The 20759-nt window shown below is 43.0% G+C and carries 15 protein-coding genes; 6 read left to right on the top strand and 9 right to left on the bottom strand.

The window, feature by feature from the left end; genetic code table 11:
• Positions 1–49: 49 nt before the first annotated feature.
• The 4 genes from R0123_RS06165 to rlmD all read left to right on the top strand — a co-directional run bounded on the left by R0123_RS06165 (position 50) and on the right by rlmD (position 4668).
• A complete protein-coding gene (locus R0123_RS06165; protein ID WP_323841885.1) occupies positions 50–1072 on the top strand; it encodes a tripartite tricarboxylate transporter substrate binding protein in 1023 nt (340 codons plus the stop codon).
• A 72-nt stretch (positions 1073–1144) separates the two neighbouring features.
• Complete coding sequence (locus tag R0123_RS06160) at positions 1145–1597, top strand: tripartite tricarboxylate transporter TctB family protein (protein ID WP_323841884.1); 453 nt, start codon at positions 1145–1147, stop codon at positions 1595–1597.
• Between the two features lie 10 nt (positions 1598–1607).
• Complete coding sequence (locus R0123_RS06155) at positions 1608–3110, top strand: tripartite tricarboxylate transporter permease (RefSeq protein WP_323841883.1); 1503 nt, start codon at positions 1608–1610, stop codon at positions 3108–3110.
• Between the two features lie 142 nt (positions 3111–3252).
• The gene (rlmD, locus tag R0123_RS06150; protein ID WP_323843455.1) at positions 3253–4668 is read left to right on the top strand and encodes a 23S rRNA (uracil(1939)-C(5))-methyltransferase RlmD; all 1416 of its coding nucleotides are present in this window, start codon (positions 3253–3255) and stop codon (positions 4666–4668) included.
• 60 nt (positions 4669–4728) lie between these two features.
• Here the strand turns inward: rlmD and R0123_RS06145 are convergent, their stop codons facing one another.
• Positions 4729–6453, bottom strand: coding sequence for a DEAD/DEAH box helicase (locus R0123_RS06145; protein WP_323843600.1), 1725 nt, complete (start codon positions 6451–6453; stop codon positions 4729–4731).
• A 531-nt stretch (positions 6454–6984) separates the two neighbouring features.
• Here R0123_RS06145 and R0123_RS06140 point away from each other — a divergent pair.
• A complete protein-coding gene (locus R0123_RS06140) occupies positions 6985–9357 on the top strand; it encodes a bifunctional (p)ppGpp synthetase/guanosine-3',5'-bis(diphosphate) 3'-pyrophosphohydrolase (RefSeq protein ID WP_323843454.1) in 2373 nt (790 codons plus the stop codon).
• A gap of 25 nt (positions 9358–9382) precedes the next feature.
• Positions 9383–10279, top strand: coding sequence for a bifunctional DNA-formamidopyrimidine glycosylase/DNA-(apurinic or apyrimidinic site) lyase (mutM, locus tag R0123_RS06135; protein WP_323841880.1), 897 nt, complete (start codon positions 9383–9385; stop codon positions 10277–10279).
• A gap of 48 nt (positions 10280–10327) precedes the next feature.
• On the opposite strand, the gene typA is transcribed toward mutM, so the two are convergent.
• The 8 genes from typA to lepA all read right to left on the bottom strand — a co-directional run bounded on the left by typA (position 10328) and on the right by lepA (position 20547).
• The gene (gene typA, locus R0123_RS06130) at positions 10328–12172 is read right to left on the bottom strand and encodes a translational GTPase TypA (RefSeq protein WP_323841879.1); all 1845 of its coding nucleotides are present in this window, start codon (positions 12170–12172) and stop codon (positions 10328–10330) included.
• Positions 12173–12455: 283 nt separating this feature from the next.
• Entirely contained in the window at positions 12456–13682 is a 1227-nt protein-coding gene (locus R0123_RS06125) for an OmpA family protein (protein WP_323843453.1), read from the bottom strand.
• 287 nt (positions 13683–13969) lie between these two features.
• Positions 13970–14722 carry a pyridoxine 5'-phosphate synthase gene (locus R0123_RS06120; RefSeq protein ID WP_323843452.1) on the bottom strand — a complete coding sequence of 251 codons (753 nt, stop codon included), beginning with the start codon at positions 14720–14722 and terminating at the stop codon, positions 13970–13972.
• Positions 14723–14746: 24 nt separating this feature from the next.
• The gene (gene recO, locus R0123_RS06115; RefSeq protein WP_323843451.1) at positions 14747–15514 is read right to left on the bottom strand and encodes a DNA repair protein RecO; all 768 of its coding nucleotides are present in this window, start codon (positions 15512–15514) and stop codon (positions 14747–14749) included.
• Between the two features lie 133 nt (positions 15515–15647).
• On the bottom strand, positions 15648–16643 hold the full coding sequence (gene era / locus R0123_RS06110; RefSeq protein ID WP_323843450.1) for a GTPase Era: 996 nt from the start codon (positions 16641–16643) through the stop codon (positions 15648–15650).
• A 132-nt stretch (positions 16644–16775) separates the two neighbouring features.
• Positions 16776–17552, bottom strand: coding sequence for a ribonuclease III (rnc, locus tag R0123_RS06105; RefSeq protein ID WP_323841874.1), 777 nt, complete (start codon positions 17550–17552; stop codon positions 16776–16778).
• A 38-nt stretch (positions 17553–17590) separates the two neighbouring features.
• Positions 17591–18691 carry a signal peptidase I gene (lepB, locus tag R0123_RS06100; protein WP_323841873.1) on the bottom strand — a complete coding sequence of 367 codons (1101 nt, stop codon included), beginning with the start codon at positions 18689–18691 and terminating at the stop codon, positions 17591–17593.
• A 56-nt stretch (positions 18692–18747) separates the two neighbouring features.
• Positions 18748–20547, bottom strand: coding sequence for a translation elongation factor 4 (lepA, locus tag R0123_RS06095; protein WP_323841872.1), 1800 nt, complete (start codon positions 20545–20547; stop codon positions 18748–18750).
• Between the last annotated feature and the right edge of the window lie 212 nt (positions 20548–20759).

Raw genomic sequence — 20759 nt, 5'->3', positions numbered from 1 at the left:
CTTTATTTTATAAAGACTTGGCAAAAATAAATAGGTCATAGACAAAAATATGAATAATACAGCATTAAAATGTGGCATGATTGCCTTATCAGTATCGCTACTTGCAGCATGCGGCGGCGACAAAAAAGCAGAAAGCACAGACACGGTCCAAGCACCAAAACGCCCAGAATGTATCGCCCCTGCCAAACCAGGTGGTGGTTTTGATTTGACCTGTAAACTGGCACAATCAGGCCTGCAAGATTTAAAACTCATTGACAAGCCAATGCGTGTTACCTATATGCCAGGTGGTGTAGGAGCGGTTGCTTATAATAAAATTGTTGCCAATGACCGTAAAAATGGCGATGCCATTGTGGCATTTTCCACAGGTTCTATCCTAAATCTTGCTCAAGGCAAATTTGGCCAATTCACCGAAAAAGATGTTAAATGGCTGGCAGCTGTTGGCACAGACTATGGCATGGTTGCTGTGAATGCTGATTCTCCTTACCAAAATCTTAATGATCTGGTAGAGGCACTGAAAAAAGATCCAAAATCTGTTACCTTTGGTGCAGGCGGTAGTGTTGGTGGGCAAGATTGGATGCAGACTGCTTTGTTGGCAAAATCTGCTGGAATCGATCCAAACAACATGGGCTATGTCGCTATGGAAGGTGGCGGTGAAGCAGTAACCGCTGTTTTGGGTAATCATATTCAGGTGGTATCAGCAGGCTTGGCAGAGGTCATGCCTCATGTTAAAGCAGGCAAGCTACGCGTCTTGGCAGTCTTTGCTTCAGACCGCCTAGAAGGTGAGGGCCTAAAAGACATTCCAACCGCCAAAGAACAAGGCTATGACATTCAATGGCCTGTCATTCGTGGCTACTACATGGCACCTGAAGCCTCTGACTCTTCTTATCAATGGTGGAAGGCTCAGTTTGATAGCATGTTGCAAGATCCTAAGTTTGCCGAGTTGCGTACACAAAGAGAGTTGCTACCGTTTGCTATGACTGGCGATGAACTGACCCAGTATGTCTATAAAAACACCGAAGAGCTCCGTAAGCTTTCAAAAGAGTTCCACTTGGTTGATACACCAGCCAAATAACGCCAAAACAGATCAATTATTAGTATATCTAAAAACCAATCTTAACCAGATTGGTTTTTATAAGGAATCTTTATGGCAAATCGTATTTTTTCTGGTTTGATGGCATTGGTAGCATTGGTGCTTTTATATATGGCTTGGGGCTATCACGCACCGATTGCTTATGACCCCATTGGACCACGCCCTTACCCTGTCTTGTTATTAGCTTTGTTAATCATCTTAACACTCACCATCACATTACAACCAAGCAAATTGAGTGAACCAAGTGGGCTAGGACTGACACGACCCATCATCAAAAATCTGGTTTTATGCACCATTGTATTAACATTATACGCTACCTTATTCGAAATATTAGGTTATATCATCACAACCACCTTGATGGCTTGGGTTGTTGGTATTTTGTTTGGTGGCCACTGGATAAAAGCCTTAGTTGCATCAGCCATCATGGCAATTGCAACCTACTTTTTATTCAATGGTCCACTTGAAGTCAGTTTGCCTGCAGGCATACTTGAGCCGATATTAGGATAAAGGAGTTAATATGGATACATTCAATTTTCTAATGCACGGCTTTGAGATTGCAACCACACCTCAAAACCTACTCATCGCTTTATTTGGCGCATTCATTGGTACCATCGTAGGTATGTTGCCTGGATTGGGACCTATTAATGGTGTGGCGATTTTGTTGCCGATTGCCTACGCATTAGGACTACCCCCTGAGAGTGCGTTGATACTGCTGGCAGCGGTTTATTTAGGCTGCGAATATGGCGGGAGAATCTCCGCCATCTTAATCAATGTACCAGGAGATGCCGCCGCCATCATGTCCACACTTGACGGCTACCCCCTTGCCAAGCAAGGCAAAGCAGGCATTGCCTTATCGTTATCAGCTCTCAGCTCTTTTATCGGCTCCACGCTTGCCATCATTGGTGTGGTGTTATTTGCTCCCATCTTGGCAAACTGGGCAATTTCTTTTGGTCCTGCTGAATATTTTGCCTTGATGGTTTTTGCCATCACTTGTTTAAGTGGCTTGGTGGGCGATGCTCCACTCAAAACAGGCATTGCTGCTTTGATTGGCTTGACATTAGCAACCGTCGGCGTTGATGCGGTAACAGGCGTCTATCGCTTTACTTTTGATTCAGTCAATCTGGCAGATGGCATACAATTTACCACGATTGTGATTGGTTTTTTTAGTGTCAGTGAAATACTCATCATGCTAGAAAACACCAGTGCTGGACAAAAGGCCTTAGAACAAGGCAAACGCAGCATGGTCAATGTCAAAGAGTTCATGTTCAGCTTAGGCTCCATCATCAGAAGTGGTCTTACAGGTTTTGTTGTTGGCATTTTGCCAGGGGCAGGAGCAACCATAGCCAGTGCAATGACTTATTCTAATGAACGCAAAATTGCGGGCAACACGGGCAAATTTGGCGATGGTGATTTGCGTGGTATCGCTGCTCCAGAAGCTGCTAACAACGCATCGGCTTGTGGCTCATTCATTCCCATGCTGACACTTGGCGTGCCTGGCTCTGGAACAACTGCCGTAATGATGGGTGCATTAACCCTTTATAACATCACACCAGGCCCACAGCTTTTTGCTGAACAGCCCGATATTGTTTGGGGATTGATCGCCTCTTTATTCATCGGCAACATCATTTTGCTGGCAATGAACCTTCCCTTGGTGAAGTTTTTTGCTAAATTATTAGACATTCCAAACTATATTTTGATTCCTGCCATCGCAGCCGTCAGTTTTGTCGGAGTGTATTCGATTCACAGCACCATCTTTGATTTAGTGCTTATGATTGGATTGGGTGTATTTGGCTATTTCTTACGCAAATTACACTTTCCTTTATCAGCATTGATTTTAGGCTATGTTTTAGGCGAACTGATGGAATCAAATTTACGCCGTGCCCTATCCATCTCTCAAGGAGAGATAGGCATATTATGGCAAAGCCCGATTTCTATGACGCTTTGGGTGCTAGCAGCCCTTATGGTTGCTCTGCCCATCTATCGTGCCATAACAGGGAAAAAAGTAAAAAGTATTGCCTAGACGCTATCATCTTAGCAATGATTCAACAAGCCACTTCATACCTTTGAGGTGGCTTGTTTATTTATGTCATTTTTAGCAAAATCTTTTTGTGCTATAATTCACCTCAATACAAATTTTGATTCAATTGATTCCAACAAGGCATATGCAACCCAAACACCACTCAAAATCTTATCCAAAAAGACCAAGCAACACGCCAGAGGCGGCCGTTTGTTTTCACATCACAGCACTCACGCATGATGGCCGAGGCATTGCCAGTTATGACGAATCACACCAGCCAGACAAGCGTGGAAAAAAAGTATTCATCGACTTTGCTTTGCCAAATGAAATCGTACAGTCTGTCATCACCAACACCAAAAAGTCTTTTGATGAAGGCAAAGCGGTTGCCATCATCAAGGCAAGCAATGACAGACAAACACCGATTTGTCAGCATTTTGGCGTATGCGGTGGTTGTAGCTTACAGCATTTAGATGCAGATAAACAAATCTCTCACAAGCAATCTGTCCTTGCTAATCACTTACGCCATCATGCCAATACCCAGCCTGACAACTGGCTACAACCACTGATAGGAGAGCGTGTCGCCTATCGCACAAAAGCTCGGCTTGGTGTACGATATTTACCAAAAAATGACACACTGATTGTCGGATTTCGTGAACGCACAAGTAACTTTCTGACCAATATTAACGACTGCCCCATTTTAGACATTCGCATCAATCAGCATTTGGCAAGTTTAAAGCACACGCTCAAAGAGCTGGCTGGCAAAGGTAGCATTACGCACCTAGAATTTACCACAGGCGATGCAACATCACAAGTTGCGATGATTCTTCGCCATGTCAAGCCACTGAACAAAAAAGACAAAGCCATCTTGGTTGCCTTTTGTCAAAGCGTCGGCTGGCAACTGTACTTACAACCAAATGATATTAATAGTGTGCATCGTATTGATGGCAAAGATTTGCCAAATTCTCAGACCGTGCCACCCATAGGCGGTCTATTTTATGAATTGCCATCATTGAACCTGACATTAGAATGCTCGCCACTTGATTTTACACAGGTTAATTTGTCTGTCAATCGCCAAATGATTTTACTCGCCTGCAAACTGCTTAACTTAAAGCAAGGCGAAAAGGTGTTGGATTTATTTTGTGGATTAGGAAATTTTAGCCTACCAATGGCTCTTTATGTGGGAAAAACAGGAAAGGTTATTGGTGTAGAAGGTAGCACAAAGATGGTAGAGCGTGCCAGCATGAACGCCAAGGCCAATGGCATTTGCCACGCCACATTCTACACCCAAGATTTAACCCAAGATTTCTCAGAACAACCATGGGTACAAGATGTTGATGCCATACTGATTGATCCACCACGAGCAGGAGCGATTGATGTTGTAAAATATTTAGGCAAGTTCAATGCAAAACGCATTGTTTATGTCTCTTGTGATCCTGCCACTCTCGCCCGAGACACCGCATTGATTGTCACGCAAGGTTACCGATTGACACACGCAGGTGTCATGGATATGTTTTGTCATACCAGTCATGTAGAAAGCATTGCACGGTTTGAGAAAACTTAAGTTTTATCCATAAAAAAATACGCCCACATCAAGGCGTACTTTTTTTGGATAAACAAAATATCAATTCACATTGCCAAAACGACGCTTCTCTTTTTTTGCTTGTCGCTTGGCAAAAAAAACTTCTTCAACTGGCTTTGACTTTTTAAAATACGGCTTGTCATTACCACCAAACGATTTTTCACTGCGTTTATGTTCGCCAAAGCGTTCATTTTGTGCACCAAAACGCTCTTTTTTCTGCTCGGTGCGACGCTCTGGGCGGTCAAAATCACGCTGACGGTCAAAACGAGGCTTGTCATCACGACCAAAAGAACGCTCTGAACGCTCGCCATCACGATGGCCACGCTCTGGGCGGTCCTGACGGTCTTGGCGATAATAGCCACGCCCACTGTTATCAAAACGACGCTCTGGGCGGTCAAAGTTGCGTTCTTTGTGTTCAAATCTTGGCTCTTTGCGTTCTGGTCGCTCAGCACTTCTGTCAGCACGACTTTCACGGTCGAAACTACGCTCAGAACGGTCATTGCGACGACCAAAGCCACGCTCAGTGCGATGGCCATCTCGACCGCCACGACGACGCTCACGCCCATCTCTACCACCTTTTGCTCGACGCTCTTCTTGCTCAAATGATGCACGCTTTGGCTCAAGCCCTTCCACCACCGATTCATTCATGGTGCGTTTTAGATAGCGGTTAATGTTACGCAGCTGTCCACGGTCATCAAAGCTACACAAGTTCATCGCCACACCAGTACGCCCAGCACGCCCACAGCGTCCGATACGATGCACATAGTCCTCAACTTGGCGTGGCAAATCATAATTGACCACATGACTGATGGCAGAAATGTCAATGCCACGAGCTGCCACATCAGTCGCAATCAAAAAATCACACTTGCCAGATTTAACATCACTGATGATACGGTTGCGTTTACCTTGTGGCAAATCACCGTGCAAATAGCGAGCTTTTAGTCCTGCATCAACCAAAGTATCTGTCAGCTGTTCAGTACTACGCTTGGTGGCCGTAAAAATCACCGCCTGATTAATCTCTTTATCATTAAGCAGTTCAAGTAAAATTTTATTCTTATGATGAAAATCATCACAAAAATACACACTCTCCTCAATATGAGCAGATTCCACCTTAATGGCAACTTTTTCAGGATTGGTCGTAAAACTCTCAGCAATTTTGCCCACTGCACCGTCCCATGTAGCAGATGACATCACTGTTTGGCGAGATTCAGGAGCGTTCTCTAAAATGGTTTTGATGTCATCAGCAAAACCCATATCAAGCATGCGGTCAGCCTCATCAAGCACAAGCATATCCAGCTTGGACAAATCCACACGCCCTTCATTCATATGATCAATCAGACGACCTGGCGTGGCGATGACGATTTGCACACCTTTGCGAAGTGCACGAATCTGGCCGCTATACGGAGCTCCGCCGACCAAAGGAATGCTATACAAACCACGCAAACCGTCTCCATAGCGACGCACGCTCTCATGTACCTGCTGAGCAAGCTCACGAGTTGGCGTTAAAATCAAAGCATAAATATGCTTATCAAGACGCTCTACACGGCTTAATTTATCCAAAATTGGCAGTACGAATGCAGCGGTTTTACCGGAGCCTGTCTGGGCAGACAATAGCAAATCACGGCCATTTAAGGCGTGCGGAATTGCACCTGCCTGAATGGGCGTGGGGTTGGAATAACCACTTTTGGTCAAAGCCTTTAAAATCGGCTTGCTAAGAGAGAGTTGCTCAAAAGTCAGCAAATCATCTTCACTGTGCGACTTTTGCATATTTTCTTGAGGGTTGTCTTGGGCATTAGACGCACCAAGAATTGCGTCTTGAACGCCTGCATCGAAAGATTGAGTCATTATTTACCTTTATATTTTAAAACCACGAGATGAGAAAGACACAAGCCACCAAAAAACTGGCAAGTTTAAGGCTGAATGCCTTGGCATTTTGTCGGGGTAGAATTGGGCGTTTCGCCTATCAAAATCATCGCGGTAGGAAAGGAATTTGCCACACGGCACGGATAAAGGTGTTTTTCTGACGGATTTGCAACCAAAAACGCCCAAACACAAGCATACAACTCAAATCAAACAATGCGATGTCATCTTTTTAAAATTACAACCTTGCGTATCAAGGTTGTAGCCGAAGATTATAACACAACAATACAGATTTTAGAAGTGATTTTTAAGCAAAATAAATTGTGAAAAATCTGTGCATTTTTTTGGATTTTGCTTTGAAAAAGTGGTCAGAAAATGCCATAATACCCATCGGAAATTTAAAATTCCAATCAAAACCAGCCCAAAAAAGGACATGCTGTGGTACAAATTCGTGAAGCCCTACCACTGTTAAACGGCGAAAATACAGACACCGATAGTGCAACTTTGGCAGCATGCCTAGTGGCTCAAAAGTTACACCCCGATTTTAAAGCTCAGCTTGCCCACCCAAAATTACAAACCGCACTGGATCATTCTGACGAAACACAAACTCCATCTACCATCAGTGAGTCTGACATTGATGTTAAAACATGGCTATCAGCCGTAGCAGCACGCATCGGCAAACAAGAGTTGCCCCTACTTCAACAAGCTTGTGATTTTGTAAGAACCCAATCCAACAAGCCTCACGCCAGCCGTTCTGGTGCATACGCCACAGGGATTGGCATGGCGGACATTTTGGCGTATTTATTTCAAGACGAAAACGCACTTGTTGCTGCCATGCTATATCGCACCGCACGCCGAGAATTGGTCAGCATTGAGACCATCGGTCAGCATTTTGGACAAGACATTGCTCATCTGATTGAAGACACACTGGCAATGGGGCGACTTTCTGAGAGTATTGAAGAAAATAAGCGACTTGAAGATTACTTTGAGAGTGAGCAAAGAGATCAGCTATCAAGTATTTATAGTATGCTCATTAGCACCACCAACGATGTGCGTGCTGTACTGATTAAACTTGCCGAGCGTACTTTCGCCATGCGTGAGCTGTCATTCGCCCCACCAGACCGCCAAAAACGCGTCGCTCGTGAAGTGATGACCATTTACGCACCGTTAGCCCACCGTCTAAGCATCGCCCAATTAAAATGGGAGTTAGAAGACCTTGCTTTTCGCTACCTTGCCCCCGAAGAATACAAAAAAATCGCCAATCTACTGTCTGAAAAACGCAGCGAACGAGAAAGTTATATCAAGACCGTCCAAGAAGAACTCAGCCAAGCACTTTTTAAGTCAGGGATTAAAGCGGAAGTTTCTGGGCGAGTCAAGCACATCTACTCCATCTGGCGAAAGATGAAAAAAAAGAATTTATCATTTGACCAACTTTACGATATTCGGGCTTTACGAGTGTTGGTTGATACCAATGCTGAATGTTACCATACGCTTGGTGTTATACATGGATTGTGGCGACACATTCCAGAGCAATTTGATGACTACATCACCAACCCAAAACCCAACGGCTATAAAAGTCTACACACCGCTGTCATTGCCAACCATCGTACGCTAGAAGTACAGATTCGTACGATGGATATGCACTTTGAGGCCGAGCTTGGCAAGGCAGCTCATGTCAATTATAAAGAAGGTCTAAAAGCCAAAAAAAACGATTACCTGACTCAAAAAATCAGCTCACTTCGCCAGCTACTTAGCAATGATAAAATTGAAAGCGGTACCGACACCGAAGAAGAGCTAGATCTGGACAATTCTGAGCATATCTATGTGTTTAGTCGTGATGGCGACATTACTGAACTGCCAAAAGGTGCTACCGTCTTAGATTTTGCTTATTATGTGCATACCGAAGTGGGCAACCGAGCCCAAGGTGCTCGTGTCAATGGTCGCTATGTGCCATTGACGCATCAACCCAAGACAGGCGACCAAGTTGAAATCATTACCAAGTCTAGCCGTGAGCCAAATCGTGATTGGTTGGTGGCATCACTTGGCTACATTCATACCGCTCGTGCCAAGTCAAAACTCCGCTTGTGGTTCAACCGCCAAGACCGAGACAAAAACATAGAGATGGGTCGTGCCATGCTTTTGCGTGAGCTTGACCGCCTATCCATCAACCCAAGTCAAGTCAAGCTGACCGATTATCTGGCAGAGTTTAATGCCAAAAGCGAAGACGATTTATACATTTCACTTGTCATGGGAGATATTGGCACAGTGCAGTTGATGGGCAAAATCATCAGCCGTCTGAGTCTTGGCACGCCACTGATTGATGAAGACAGCATCAGTATCAAAATGCCAGCTCGCCCCAATAAATATCGCATTGAAATTGAAGGGTTAGATAATGTTGCCATCCACTTGGCAGCGTGTTGTGCTCCTGTACATGGAGAACCAATCGCAGGTTTTGTTACCTTATCCAATGGCGTAAGCATCCACCAATCTGCTTGTCCTGAATATCTACGACTCATCAAAAAAGAGCCAAAACGCCAAGTCAAAGCCAGTTGGCAAGAGAGCTTTGGACGATATCAACCTGTAACAATCATTGTAGAGGCTCATAATCAGCGTGGAATTTTGCGAGATTTGGTAAACATCATTGACAAAGAAAAAGTCAACATTCATCGTGCCGAAACCATCTCATCAGATGAATTGGTCAGCCATATGAAATTTTATGTTGAAGTCGCAGGGCTCGCCCATTTATCACGCCTGCTTGCCAAGATTGAACAGCAGCCCAATGTCTTACACGCCAGACGCAGCATCAGTTAAGTAGCATCAATTAATAAGTTTAGATATGCCAGAATTACCAGAAGTTGAAACCACCAAAAAAAGTCTAGAACCGCTACTAAATCAGGTCATCACCGCTGTTCATGTCTATCAGCCAAAGCTACGCTACATGATGCCACACGATTTAGATAGCCTTATTGGCTTTCGTCTTGATGAACTTGAACGCCGTGCCAAGTATCTGCTCTTGCATTTTCACCATGATACGGATAATAGCCATAAGGTGCTACTTATTCATTTAGGAATGTCAGGCAGCCTACAACAACACTTGATTAACAACAAACCCTCCCCCAGAAAGCACGACCACCTCATCATCAGTTTTGGTGATGTCGCTCTACATTATCACGACCCTCGCCGTTTTGGCATCATACTTTGGGCGGACAATGACACGCATCTTGATAATCAAGACAGCATGCGTGAGAAATTTTTAAACCACCTAGGGCCTGAGCCTCTGGAGGACACTTTTAATACTGATTACCTCTATCAATATATCCACAGGCTTGATGACATTAACAGCTCCAATACCAAGCTTGGCAAAGCCATCACAAAACCCATCAAAACGCTCATCATGGATCAGGCGGTGGTAGTTGGTGTGGGCAATATTTACGCTACCGAAAGTCTGTTTTTAGCAGGCATTCACCCAGCCAAGCCTGCCAATCAAATCAATAAAGATCAGCTGAATGATTTGGTTGTTCATATCAAGACCATCTTGGCAAAAGCCATCAAAAAAGGTGGCTCCACCTTAAAAGATTTTACCGTAGGTAGTGGCAAAACAGGCTATTTTCAGCAGACCTTGCTCGCCTACAGTCATCATGGCAAACCCTGCACTGCTTGTGGTACAATTTTAGAAAATCAAAAAATTGGCGGACGAGCAAGCGTCTATTGCCCAGTTTGTCAGCCTCTATAAGCATGGTATAAAAAAACACCTTGCATAAAACAAGGTGTTTTTTAACAGTCAGTCTTTTTTGCGACCAAAACGCTTACGCTCATTTTCTGTCAAATAACGCTTGCGAATACGGATTGACTTTGGTGTTACCTCCACCAACTCATCATCTTCAATAAATTCCAAAGCCTGTTCTAGGGTGTAATCTAATGCAGGCGTTAAGATGATTGCATCATCTGAGCCAGACGCACGAATGTTGGTCAGTTGTTTGGCCTTGGTTGGGTTAACAACCATATCGTCAGAGCGAGAATTAATACCAACAATCATGCCTTCATAAACTTCAAGCTGCGGCTTGGCAAAAAGACGACCACGCTCTTGCAAGCTAAACAGTGCATAGCCCAAACAAGTACCTGTCACCATTGATACCAACACGCCATTTTGGCGTTTTGCCACCGCACCTTCTTTGGCAGGACCATAGTGCGAAAAACTTGATGTCATGATGCCTGTCCCAGATGTCATGGTCAAAAATGCTGAACGAAAACCAATCAAACCACGAGACGGCACAGTCGCCTCAATACGAATACGACCCTTGCCATCAACCTCCATATTGGTCAATTCGCCTTTTCGCTCACCCATCTCTTGCATGACCGAACCTTGGTGTTGCTCCTCAACATCGAAAGTCACATTTTCATAAGGCTCGCACATCACGCCATCAATCTCTTTCATGATGACCTGTGGACGAGATACACCAAGCTCAAAGCCTTCACGACGCATATTTTCAATCAATACCGATAAATGCAACTCACCACGACCAGAAACCTTAAACTTTTCTGGGCTGTCGGTGTCTTCTACACGCAATGCCACATTGTGAATCAATTCACGATCAAGGCGTTCACGAATATTTCGAGAAGTAACAAATTTACCTTCTTTGCCCGCAAATGGACTGTCATTTACCTGAAAAGTCATTGACACCGTAGGCTCATCAACTGATAATGCAGGCAACGCCTCAACATTAGAGGGTTCACATATGGTGTCTGAAATATTTAAGCCATCAAGACCAGTAATACACACAATATCGCCAGCTTGGGCAAAATCCACATCAACACGCTCAAGACCGTGATAACCCATGATTTTTAAGATACGACCATTGCGTTTATTACCATCTTTATCAATCACAGTAACAGGAGTGTTTGTTTTCACCGAGCCACGCTGAATACGCCCCACACCAATCACACCCACAAAGCTGTTATAGTCCAAACTTGAAATTTGCATTTGGAACGGCCCATCAACATCAACCTTTGGCGACTCAACAATATCCACAATTGTCTCAAACAATGGCGTCATGTCATCTGCTAAGTTGTCTGGCTCAAGACCTGCAATACCATTAATACCTGATGCATAGACAATTGGAAAATCAAGCTGTTCATCAGTTGCCCCCAAACTGTCAAACAAATCGAATACCTGATCGATAACCCAGTCAGCACGAGCGGCAGGCTTATCAATTTTATTGATGATGACAATTGGTTTTAATCCGCGTGCGAATGCCTTTTGAGTAACAAATCGTGTCTGCGGCATTGGGCCTTCTTGGCTATCCACCAAAAGCAAAACACAGTCCACCATGCTCATCACACGCTCAACCTCACCTCCAAAGTCAGCATGGCCAGGAGTATCTACAATATTGATGCGGTATTCAGTACCTGTGCGTGAGTCTGTCCAACGGATTGCGGTATTCTTTGCCAAGATGGTGATGCCACGCTCACTTTCTAGGGCGTTAGAATCCATCACCCGTTCAATCTCGCCAGAGCGTTCGCCCAATGCACCAGATTGTTGTAGTAACTTGTCAACCAAGGTAGTTTTACCATGGTCAACATGTGCAATGATGGCGATATTGCGTAAATTCTTAATGTTGTCTGCCATAAATACTCGTTTTTAAATAGGGTTGCTGATTGCAAAAATGGTAGGAAAGCCAACCTTCATGATGGTTATATTACTTGCTAAGTCATATAACCTAAGTGATAAAACTGAAAGAAAGCGAATATTGCGATAAATGGCGAAAAAACACATCAATTAAACCGCTCATCACAATAAAATAAGCCGTCAATTATACCATGCTTTTTTGTTTAGTGAAAGATTGATCAAAAAATAAAAAGAACCGTCATAAGTAACGGCTCTTTTTTGATACTACCAATCAAAAGATTGATTAACGAATTACCATATCTTTGGTTTGTTCAACAGTAGTCGTTTTGTTACCAGTAGTTTTTACAACCACACGACGGTTCAATACACGACCTGCTTCGGTATCATTAGAATTAGGCTCGATTGGTTGGCTAAAGCCATAACCAACAGCACTTAGGCGGCTTGGTGCTACACCAAATTGGGTTACCAACATTGATTTAACAGCATTCGCACGAGCTTCTGATAGGCGTTGGTTATATTTAGCACTTGAACGGTTGCTGTCTTTAGATGCATGACCTTCAACAACAGCTGTTGCATTTGGGAATTCACGCATTGCTAGAGCAACTTTTGCTACTTCATCACGATACTGCGCTTTGATTTCAGATTTATCACGATCAAAGAATACGCGTGGAGCGATATTAAGCGGTTTATTTACATTAACTTTTTGTGGGCAACCACGAGCGTCAACAACCAAATTCATTTGTGAGCCAGGCGCACCTACGCAAGCATCTAGATGATCCAAAACACCGTCAGCATCAACATCAACACGGACATCTTCTTTAGTATCTTCCAAAGGCACAGGGGCAGCTGGTTTTGCAACAACAGGGGCAGGCTGAACAACTGGGATAACTACAGGAGCTGGTGCCAAGCGACCGCCTAGGGTTACTTCAAGGCCAGCTGTTGCCAAACCTTGCCAGAATTTGTTATCAAAATTGTGAACGCCACGAACTTCGCCACGAAGAGCCAATGCATCATTAATCAGATAGCGAGCACCTAGACCAATATTACCAATAGTATCCTTGGCTTCAGGAATTTTTTTGCTTTTATCTTTTGGATCTTCAACTTTGGTTTTTTGTTGACCAGCACCAACCAATACATATGGTTTTAGCTTAGTATTTGGGTTGTAGCTGCTACCAACGATAAGGTTACCACTGATGGTTTGTTGTTCTACATCATAGGCTCTTGCATCATTTGGTGATACTTTTCCATCAGTGTTAGAAACACCATACTCTACTTGAATTTGAGAAGATGGAGTTAGCTCAACGCCCAATGCAGCACCAACCCATAGATTGTTGTCAAGTGCAACACCACCTTGAGTCTTATCAGCATTAATAGGGAAAGCCAAACGCTGTTTTTCTTGAGCTTTGTCATTGTATTGATAGCCCAGTAGTAGTGGGCTAACAGTTACACCAGCAGATGCAGCGGTCGCAACAGTAGCAAGTACTGCAAGAGCAATTTTATTTAGTTTCATAACTTCCTCCAAAGGAATGGTTAGTTTCATCAATCATGTAACACAACATTACTGTGCCATATTCTACCACTAAGTTGCTCAATATGCCAACAAAATTTAGTGCCAAAATCCCTAATTTTTTGGTAGATATGCTTAGCTTAACGACATTTTTAAGAAAAAACAACTTTTTTTTAGTTGTTCATACACAATGTTACATAAATATGCCAATTATTTACAAACAGATTGGTTTATTTAACTATAAATAAGATTAAAATCATCAACGCTCATTTCATGATCACATCATTTTTTTAAGAATGCCCCACCGCCCGCACAAAGGCTGATTTCATTTCTCTGACTGCTTGGTCAAGACCCACGAATACCGCATCAGCAATGAGTGCATGACCAATATTAAGCTCGTGGATACCATCAATCTGAGCAATGCGTGCTACATTATCACGAGTCAGGCCATGCCCTGCGTTGATGAGCATTTTATCAGTTTTGCTTTTGGCGTATTTAACAGCTTTTTTAATGCGTGCCAATTCACTTTCAAAGGCATTTTTATCATCAGCCAAATCTGCATGTGCATATGCTCCTGTGTGCAATTCAATCGCATCAACATTAAGTGCTATTGCCATATCAATCTGATGCAAATCTGGGTCAATGAATAACGATACCAATATCCCAGCCGACTGTAATTTTTTCACAAAATCTAGCAAATTGGGCAAATTAACCACATCAAGCCCGCCCTCGGTAGTAACCTCTTCGCGTTTTTCTGGAACCAGACACACCCAAGCGGGTTTGACATCTAAGGCAATGGCAAGCATTTCGTCTGTAACCGCCATTTCAAGATTCATGCGAGTTTTAAGTAAAGATTTCATTGCATAAACATCAGCGTCTTTGATATGACGACGATCTTCTCTTAAATGCAAAGTAATGCCATCTGCCCCCACCTGTTCACAGATAAGTGCCGCCTGGATTGGGCATGGATAATTCACACCACGAGCATTTCTTATTGTTGCAACATGGTCAATGTTTACTCCTAATAGCGGTGAATTCGCCATAAATATTCCTTATATATTAATTGATCAATCAATAGGTTGTGAATTTTGATACATCAGACTCTGTTGCCACAGTTTACGACTGTGCAAAGGCTTATAGTCCAATAGATAATCCATCACATCTCGTTGTAATTGGCCGAATTCATCTAATTTTTCATGATAAATCAGCACATCAGCATCTGCTTGCCCCATGCGTAATAAATCTGCACCCAAATACGCCAAGCGACCAACTCTTTTACCATCATGCTTGGCTTGATGAATAAGCGTTGATGATACAAGTACAAAACCAAGCTCAGGCACAAAACGATAATACGCATCAGGCTTTATCGGCACGCCCAAACCATCACGATGACAATCTATCGCCACACCCAGTTCATCAAATAATGCACGCTCAAAGCGTCTGAGTGAAGCCTTCATCTCATCATTATCTATGCACACCTTCTTACCAAGTGTACGCAGACTTTGCACCTCATTGTGGTATACCTGCCAAAGCATTGGGCAAGCGTTTTCAATGGCAAGCAATCGAAGCAACACCTCGTTCATATAAAGCAGTGCGTATTGTACACGCCCCACCACAGACAGCATGGCAAAATCTGCTGAGGGCTGAATTTGAGCAAAAGTCTTTAAGGCACTCTTGCCTGTCACAAACAGTTCAAGTGGCACAAAAGATGGTATGCTGCGCACACCCACACCTTGCATCAAGCCATATTCAAGGCTAAATAACTGATAAATCGCGCGTTTTTCCTGATAAGGTTTGGCGTGCAGGACATAACCCATCAATTTTTCATTTCTCATTATAGTTTTAGCATCTCTTAAATGAAAAACTCATCATCAATAAGCCATCTGCCATCGACCCTAATGGTGATGGCAGTACACACTTGTGGCTGTTTTATGTTTGATGGTTTTCTTGACCGTCCATATTTTTGCGTCAGTACCCCAAGCTGGTCAAGGCTCGCTCATCATCTGACCAGCCCTTTTTAACCTTCACCCAAAGCGTGAGCATGATTTTACGATCAAATAATTTTTCCATATCTTGTCGTGCTTCAATACCAACCTGTTTAATACGACTGCCCCTATCGCCAATAACAATGGTTTTTTGACCTGCACGCTCTACAAAAATGGTCGCATCAATAAAAGTTACCGCCTTACGCCATTTGCCTGTTTCTGGGTCTTTGTGGGCAGGCTCATCTTTAAAAGTATCAATCTGCACAGTTAGATCATATGGCACTTCATCACCTGATTGACGCATGATTTTTTCACGAATGATTTCACTTGCTAAAAAACGCTCAGAACGATCGGTAATCTGTTCTGAATCAAAAATCGGTGGGCGCACAGGTAAAAATCGACCGATGACTTCTTTTAGTCTATCCAAATTATGCCCACGCAGTGCAGAAACAGGCACAATGTCAGCAAAATCAAAACTTTCACTAAAACTTTCAATCACAGGCAACATTTGCGATTTTTCTTTGATCGTGTCAGACTTATTAATCACCAGCAACACAGGCAAGCTCGTTGCTGACAGCTTTTCTAATGTCAGCAGGTCATCTTCTCGCCATTGCAGGCCATCAACCACAAATAGCACCAAATCTACATCGGACAAAGCAGACACTGCCGCTTTATTCATGCGTTCATTGATTGCTTTAACCTCTTTGGCGTGAATACCAGGGGTATCAACAAATACAATTTGCATCTGCTCATCGGTCAAAATGCCATGAATTCGGTGGCGTGTGGTCTGTGGCTTACGGCTGGTGATAGAGAGTTTTTGACCAAGCAAATGATTCATCAGGGTGGATTTGCCAACATTAGGTCTACCAATAATTGCCACAAAGCCAGATTTAAAATCATCAGCAATGGTCGGTGTTTGATGATCAAAAAATGATGCAATCAAATCATGATTAGTTACGATTGAGTTGTTATCAGTCATATTTTTCCTTATTATTAAATTTCAATCTATAAAAGCAACTGGCATATCATTGTTTTATATCAAGTCTATTAAAGCACGAAACCGCCTGTTTTAAAAGGCGGATTTTGTTAACGCTCATAAATGATGGTAGATCTAAGAAGAATTTTTGGCTTTATTGAGCTGGTTAATCATCAACTCGGCACATTTTTGTTCTGCGATTCTGCGAGATTCACCCATTTGTGTAATCGGGTTGATGCCATCTAATTGCACATGACAAGATACAACAAAGGTCTGGCTAGGAGCGTTGCCAATAATTTCATCAAGCTCATAGGTTGGCAGTGCCATGCGATTGCCTTGCAACCACTCTTGGAGGCGAGATTTGGCATCTTTGAGTATTTTTTCTTCACCAACTTCCAAAATCAGCGATTCATACCAAGTTGTTGTCATTTCTTTGATTAAATTGATATCACCACCGCTATCTAGATACACCGCCGCTACAATCGCCTCTACCACATCCGCTAAAATGGACGCACGATGACGACCGCCACCTTTGCGTTCTCCCACTCCCAAAATCAAATGCCGAGACAATTCAAGCCGTTCAGCAATCTGCACCAAAGTCTCTTGGCGTACCAAAGTCGCACGCATTCGGGTCAGTTTGCCTTCGTCATGATGTGGAAAATGCAAAAACAACGCCTCAGCAATCACCATGCCAAGCAGTGCATCGCCAAGAAACTCCAAACGCTCATAACTCACTTTTGGATTATAAGACCGATGTGTTAAAGCTCTTCTTAGATGATCGGTATTCTTGAATACATAACCGAGCTTTTGACACAAGATGGGCAACCCTTGCTCAAAATTAGCAAAATGCGGCTGCCTATCTAGTATGCTACATTTATACGCCTTATCATTTGGTTTGGTTAAGTCGGTCATTTACTACCCATTATTATCCATCAAATAAAACCCAGCCATCAGTCAATCGCACCCATTCTATCAAAACTTGGCAATTTTAGACCCGCATCTTTATGCATCCAAATATAAGTCGCCTTCCCTGACAAATTCGCTTCTGGCACAAAGCCCCAATAACGGGAATCCTGACTACTATCACGGTTATCGCCCATGACAAAATACTGCCCCTCTGGCACACGGATTGTCCATTCACGGCCTTCAGATGCAATAAGCTCTGGAGAGTTTTGCTGTAAAAATGTACCACCTAATGAAGCATTGATATCACCAAGATAGCGAACCAGATACTGATGATTGCCCAATTTTTCTTGATAATAGTGGGCATATTGCTCTTCTTCGTGCCCAAATCTAATACGCTCTTCATCAGTAAATGTATGATTATTGATTCTAGCAGGCAATAACTTAGCAATAAATTGCTCATTCATTTGATGCGTTGTTTTTTCTGTAGCAACCACCTCTCCATTAATGCTCAATACACCATTTTTGTAAGAAACGGTATCGTTTGGCAGCCCAATAACCCGTTTAATATAATAAATATTTGGCTGAGCTGGATAACGAAATACTGCCACATCGCCATGCTTAGGCGTGCCTGTATCTAAAATCTTAGTGTGGATGAGTGGCAGACGCAGCCCATAAGATGCCTTATTTACTATAATAAAATCTCCTGTATGCAGGCTTGGCACCATTGAGCTTGATGGAATACTAAACGGCTCAATAATAAAAGAACGGACAACAACGATCGCCAGTAAGATCGGCAAAAATTCATACGCCCAACGAACCAATGCGTTCTCACCAACCACCTCTTGGTCAGCCTTGATGAGTAACGCATCTCGTTTGGCAATTTGATAAGACTGGTGAGCTTTGATGACATCCTGAGAGGCATTTTCATTCGGCATAAAATCATCAGCATCAGTCACAATGCCTTGCTGATTTAAGACATCTTGCAAAGTTTTTTTGCTCAATGCAAGCTGATTTTGAACAAATTTAGCTCGATCATCGATAGCCTTAGCTGCACCATGCTGTTTTAACATAAACTTGTCCACAAGCCACACCAACAAAAAAACCAGCGTAACAGGCACAAGTATCAAATTAATGTCAAAATCCACAAAATCACCCCTTTTACTTTAAATGCTTTTAGCATTCAACACAATAATAAACCAAATTAACTATCAACTTTCAACACCGCCAAGAATGCCTCTTGCGGAATTTCTACCGAACCAACTTGCTTCATACGCTTTTTACCTGCTTTTTGTTTTTCAAGCAGTTTTTTCTTACGGCTGACATCACCGCCATAACACTTAGCCAAAACATCCTTACGCATCGCTTTGACAGTTGAACGGGCAATGATTTGTGAGCCAATCGCTGCCTGAATCGCCACATCAAACATTTGGCGAGGAATCAACTCTTTCATCTTTTCAACAAGTTGATTGCCACGGCGACGCGCGTGCTCTTGATGGCAAATCATCGCCAAAGCATCTACTTTCTCACCATTAATCAATACATCTACACGAGATAGTTTATCTGCCTGATAACGCTCAAAACCGTAATCAAGAGAGGCAAAACCACGGCTGGCAGATTTTAATTTATCAAAAAAATCCATGACCACTTCGCCCATCGGAATATCAAAGACAACTTGCACTTGGCGTGCCATAAATTTCATATCCACCTGAACACCACGACGCTCAATAGCAAGTGTCATCACATTACCCAAATACTCTTGTGGCACCAAAATATGACAACGAGCAATTGGTTCACGAAATTCTTGAATTATCCCAACATCAGGCAATCGAGATGGATTATCAACATAAACGATTTCACCACTTTTCTTCATTACTTCATAAATAACTGATGGTGCGGTGGTGATCAAATCAAGACCGTATTCTCTTTCCAATCGCTCTTGAATGATTTCCATGTGTAGCATTCCTAAAAAACCACAACGAAAACCAAAGCCAAGTGCATCAGAAGTATCAGGCTCAAAGAACAATGCTGCATCATTAATTTGTAGTTTTTGCAAAGCCTCACGAAATTTTTCAAAATCACTTGAGTCAATTGGAAACATTCCTGCATAAACCTGAGGCGTTATCTTTTGAAAACCAGGAATATTTTTCACCTCTGGAGTTTTTGCCAGTGTAATGGTATCACCTACAGGTGCACCCTGAATGTCTTTAATGCCCGCAATAATAAATCCAACTTCTCCAGCTTGCAAGATACCCGTTTCAAGACGCTTTGGTGTAAACACGCCAATACTTGCTACCTGATGACTCTCACCTGTTGACTTGACAAAAATTTTATCACCAGTACGCACCTCGCCTTCGCGCACACGGACAAGGGAGACCACCCCAAGATAATTATCAAACCAAGAATCAATAATCAAAGCTTGTAGTGGTGCATCTCTATCACCTATTGGTGCAGGTATTTTTTCTACCAAGGTTTGCAACAATTCATCTATACCCAGGCCTGTCTTTGCTGATACTCGTGGTGCCTCAACTGCCTCAATACCAATAATATCCTCAATCTCTTCAATAACTCGTTCAGGCTCAACTTGTGGCAAATCAATTTTATTTAAAACAGGCAAAACCTCCAGTCCTTGCTCAACAGCTGTATAGCAGTTGGCCACTGATTGTGCTTCCACACCCTGTGCCGCATCCACGACAAGCAACGCTCCTTCACACGCCGCCAAACTACGAGATACCTCATAACTAAAATCCACATGGCCAGGCGTATCAATAAAATTAAGCTGGTACTTTTGTCCGTTAGGATGATGATAACACAAGGTCACTGATTGTGCTTTAATAGTGATACCACGCTCTCTCTCAATATCCATGCTATCAAGCACCTGAGCCTGCATTTCACGGTCAGAGAGTCCACCACACACCTGAATAAAGCGATCGGCAAGGGTTGATTTTCCATGGTCAATATGAGCAATAATCGAAAAATTACGAATGTGAGAAAGGTCTGTCATGATATAAAAAAATCTAAGAATGGTAATGGAATATTGTAGCAGCTTTTTAATAAAAAAGCACAGTCATTTCAAAAAGATCAACCCCACCCCCAAAAACCCCCTCCAACAACCGTTGAAGGGGGCTAAATAAGGTGCTGACGATGACCTACTCTCACATGGGCGAACCACACTACCATCGGCGCTAAGACGTTTCACTTCTGAGTTCGGGAAGG

It is taken from the genome of Moraxella sp. Pampa, from assembly GCF_035181385.1.
Classification (GTDB): domain Bacteria; phylum Pseudomonadota; class Gammaproteobacteria; order Pseudomonadales; family Moraxellaceae; genus Moraxella.
This window is presented reverse-complemented; position numbering and strand designations above follow the sequence as displayed.

Bases quoted from the DNA above. Each gene is read 5' to 3' on its own strand.
- rlmD (WP_323843455.1), top strand. From the start codon at position 3,253: ATGCAACCCAAACACCACTCAAAATCTTATCCAAAAAGACCAAGCAAC.
- mutM (WP_323841880.1), top strand. From the start codon at position 9,383: ATGCCAGAATTACCAGAAGTTGAAACCACCAAAAAAAGTCTAGAACCG.
- recO (WP_323843451.1), bottom strand. From the start codon at position 15,514: ATGAGAAATGAAAAATTGATGGGTTATGTCCTGCACGCCAAACCTTAT.
- R0123_RS06165 (WP_323841885.1), top strand. From the start codon at position 50: ATGAATAATACAGCATTAAAATGTGGCATGATTGCCTTATCAGTATCG.
- R0123_RS06120 (WP_323843452.1), bottom strand. From the start codon at position 14,722: ATGGCGAATTCACCGCTATTAGGAGTAAACATTGACCATGTTGCAACA.
- R0123_RS06125 (WP_323843453.1), bottom strand. From the start codon at position 13,682: ATGAAACTAAATAAAATTGCTCTTGCAGTACTTGCTACTGTTGCGACC.
- R0123_RS06145 (WP_323843600.1), bottom strand. From the start codon at position 6,453: ATGCAAAAGTCGCACAGTGAAGATGATTTGCTGACTTTTGAGCAACTC.
- rnc (WP_323841874.1), bottom strand. From the start codon at position 17,552: ATGACCGACTTAACCAAACCAAATGATAAGGCGTATAAATGTAGCATA.
- typA (WP_323841879.1), bottom strand. From the start codon at position 12,172: ATGGCAGACAACATTAAGAATTTACGCAATATCGCCATCATTGCACAT.
- R0123_RS06155 (WP_323841883.1), top strand. From the start codon at position 1,608: ATGGATACATTCAATTTTCTAATGCACGGCTTTGAGATTGCAACCACA.
- era (WP_323843450.1), bottom strand. From the start codon at position 16,643: ATGACTGATAACAACTCAATCGTAACTAATCATGATTTGATTGCATCA.
- R0123_RS06160 (WP_323841884.1), top strand. From the start codon at position 1,145: ATGGCAAATCGTATTTTTTCTGGTTTGATGGCATTGGTAGCATTGGTG.
- lepA (WP_323841872.1), bottom strand. From the start codon at position 20,547: ATGACAGACCTTTCTCACATTCGTAATTTTTCGATTATTGCTCATATT.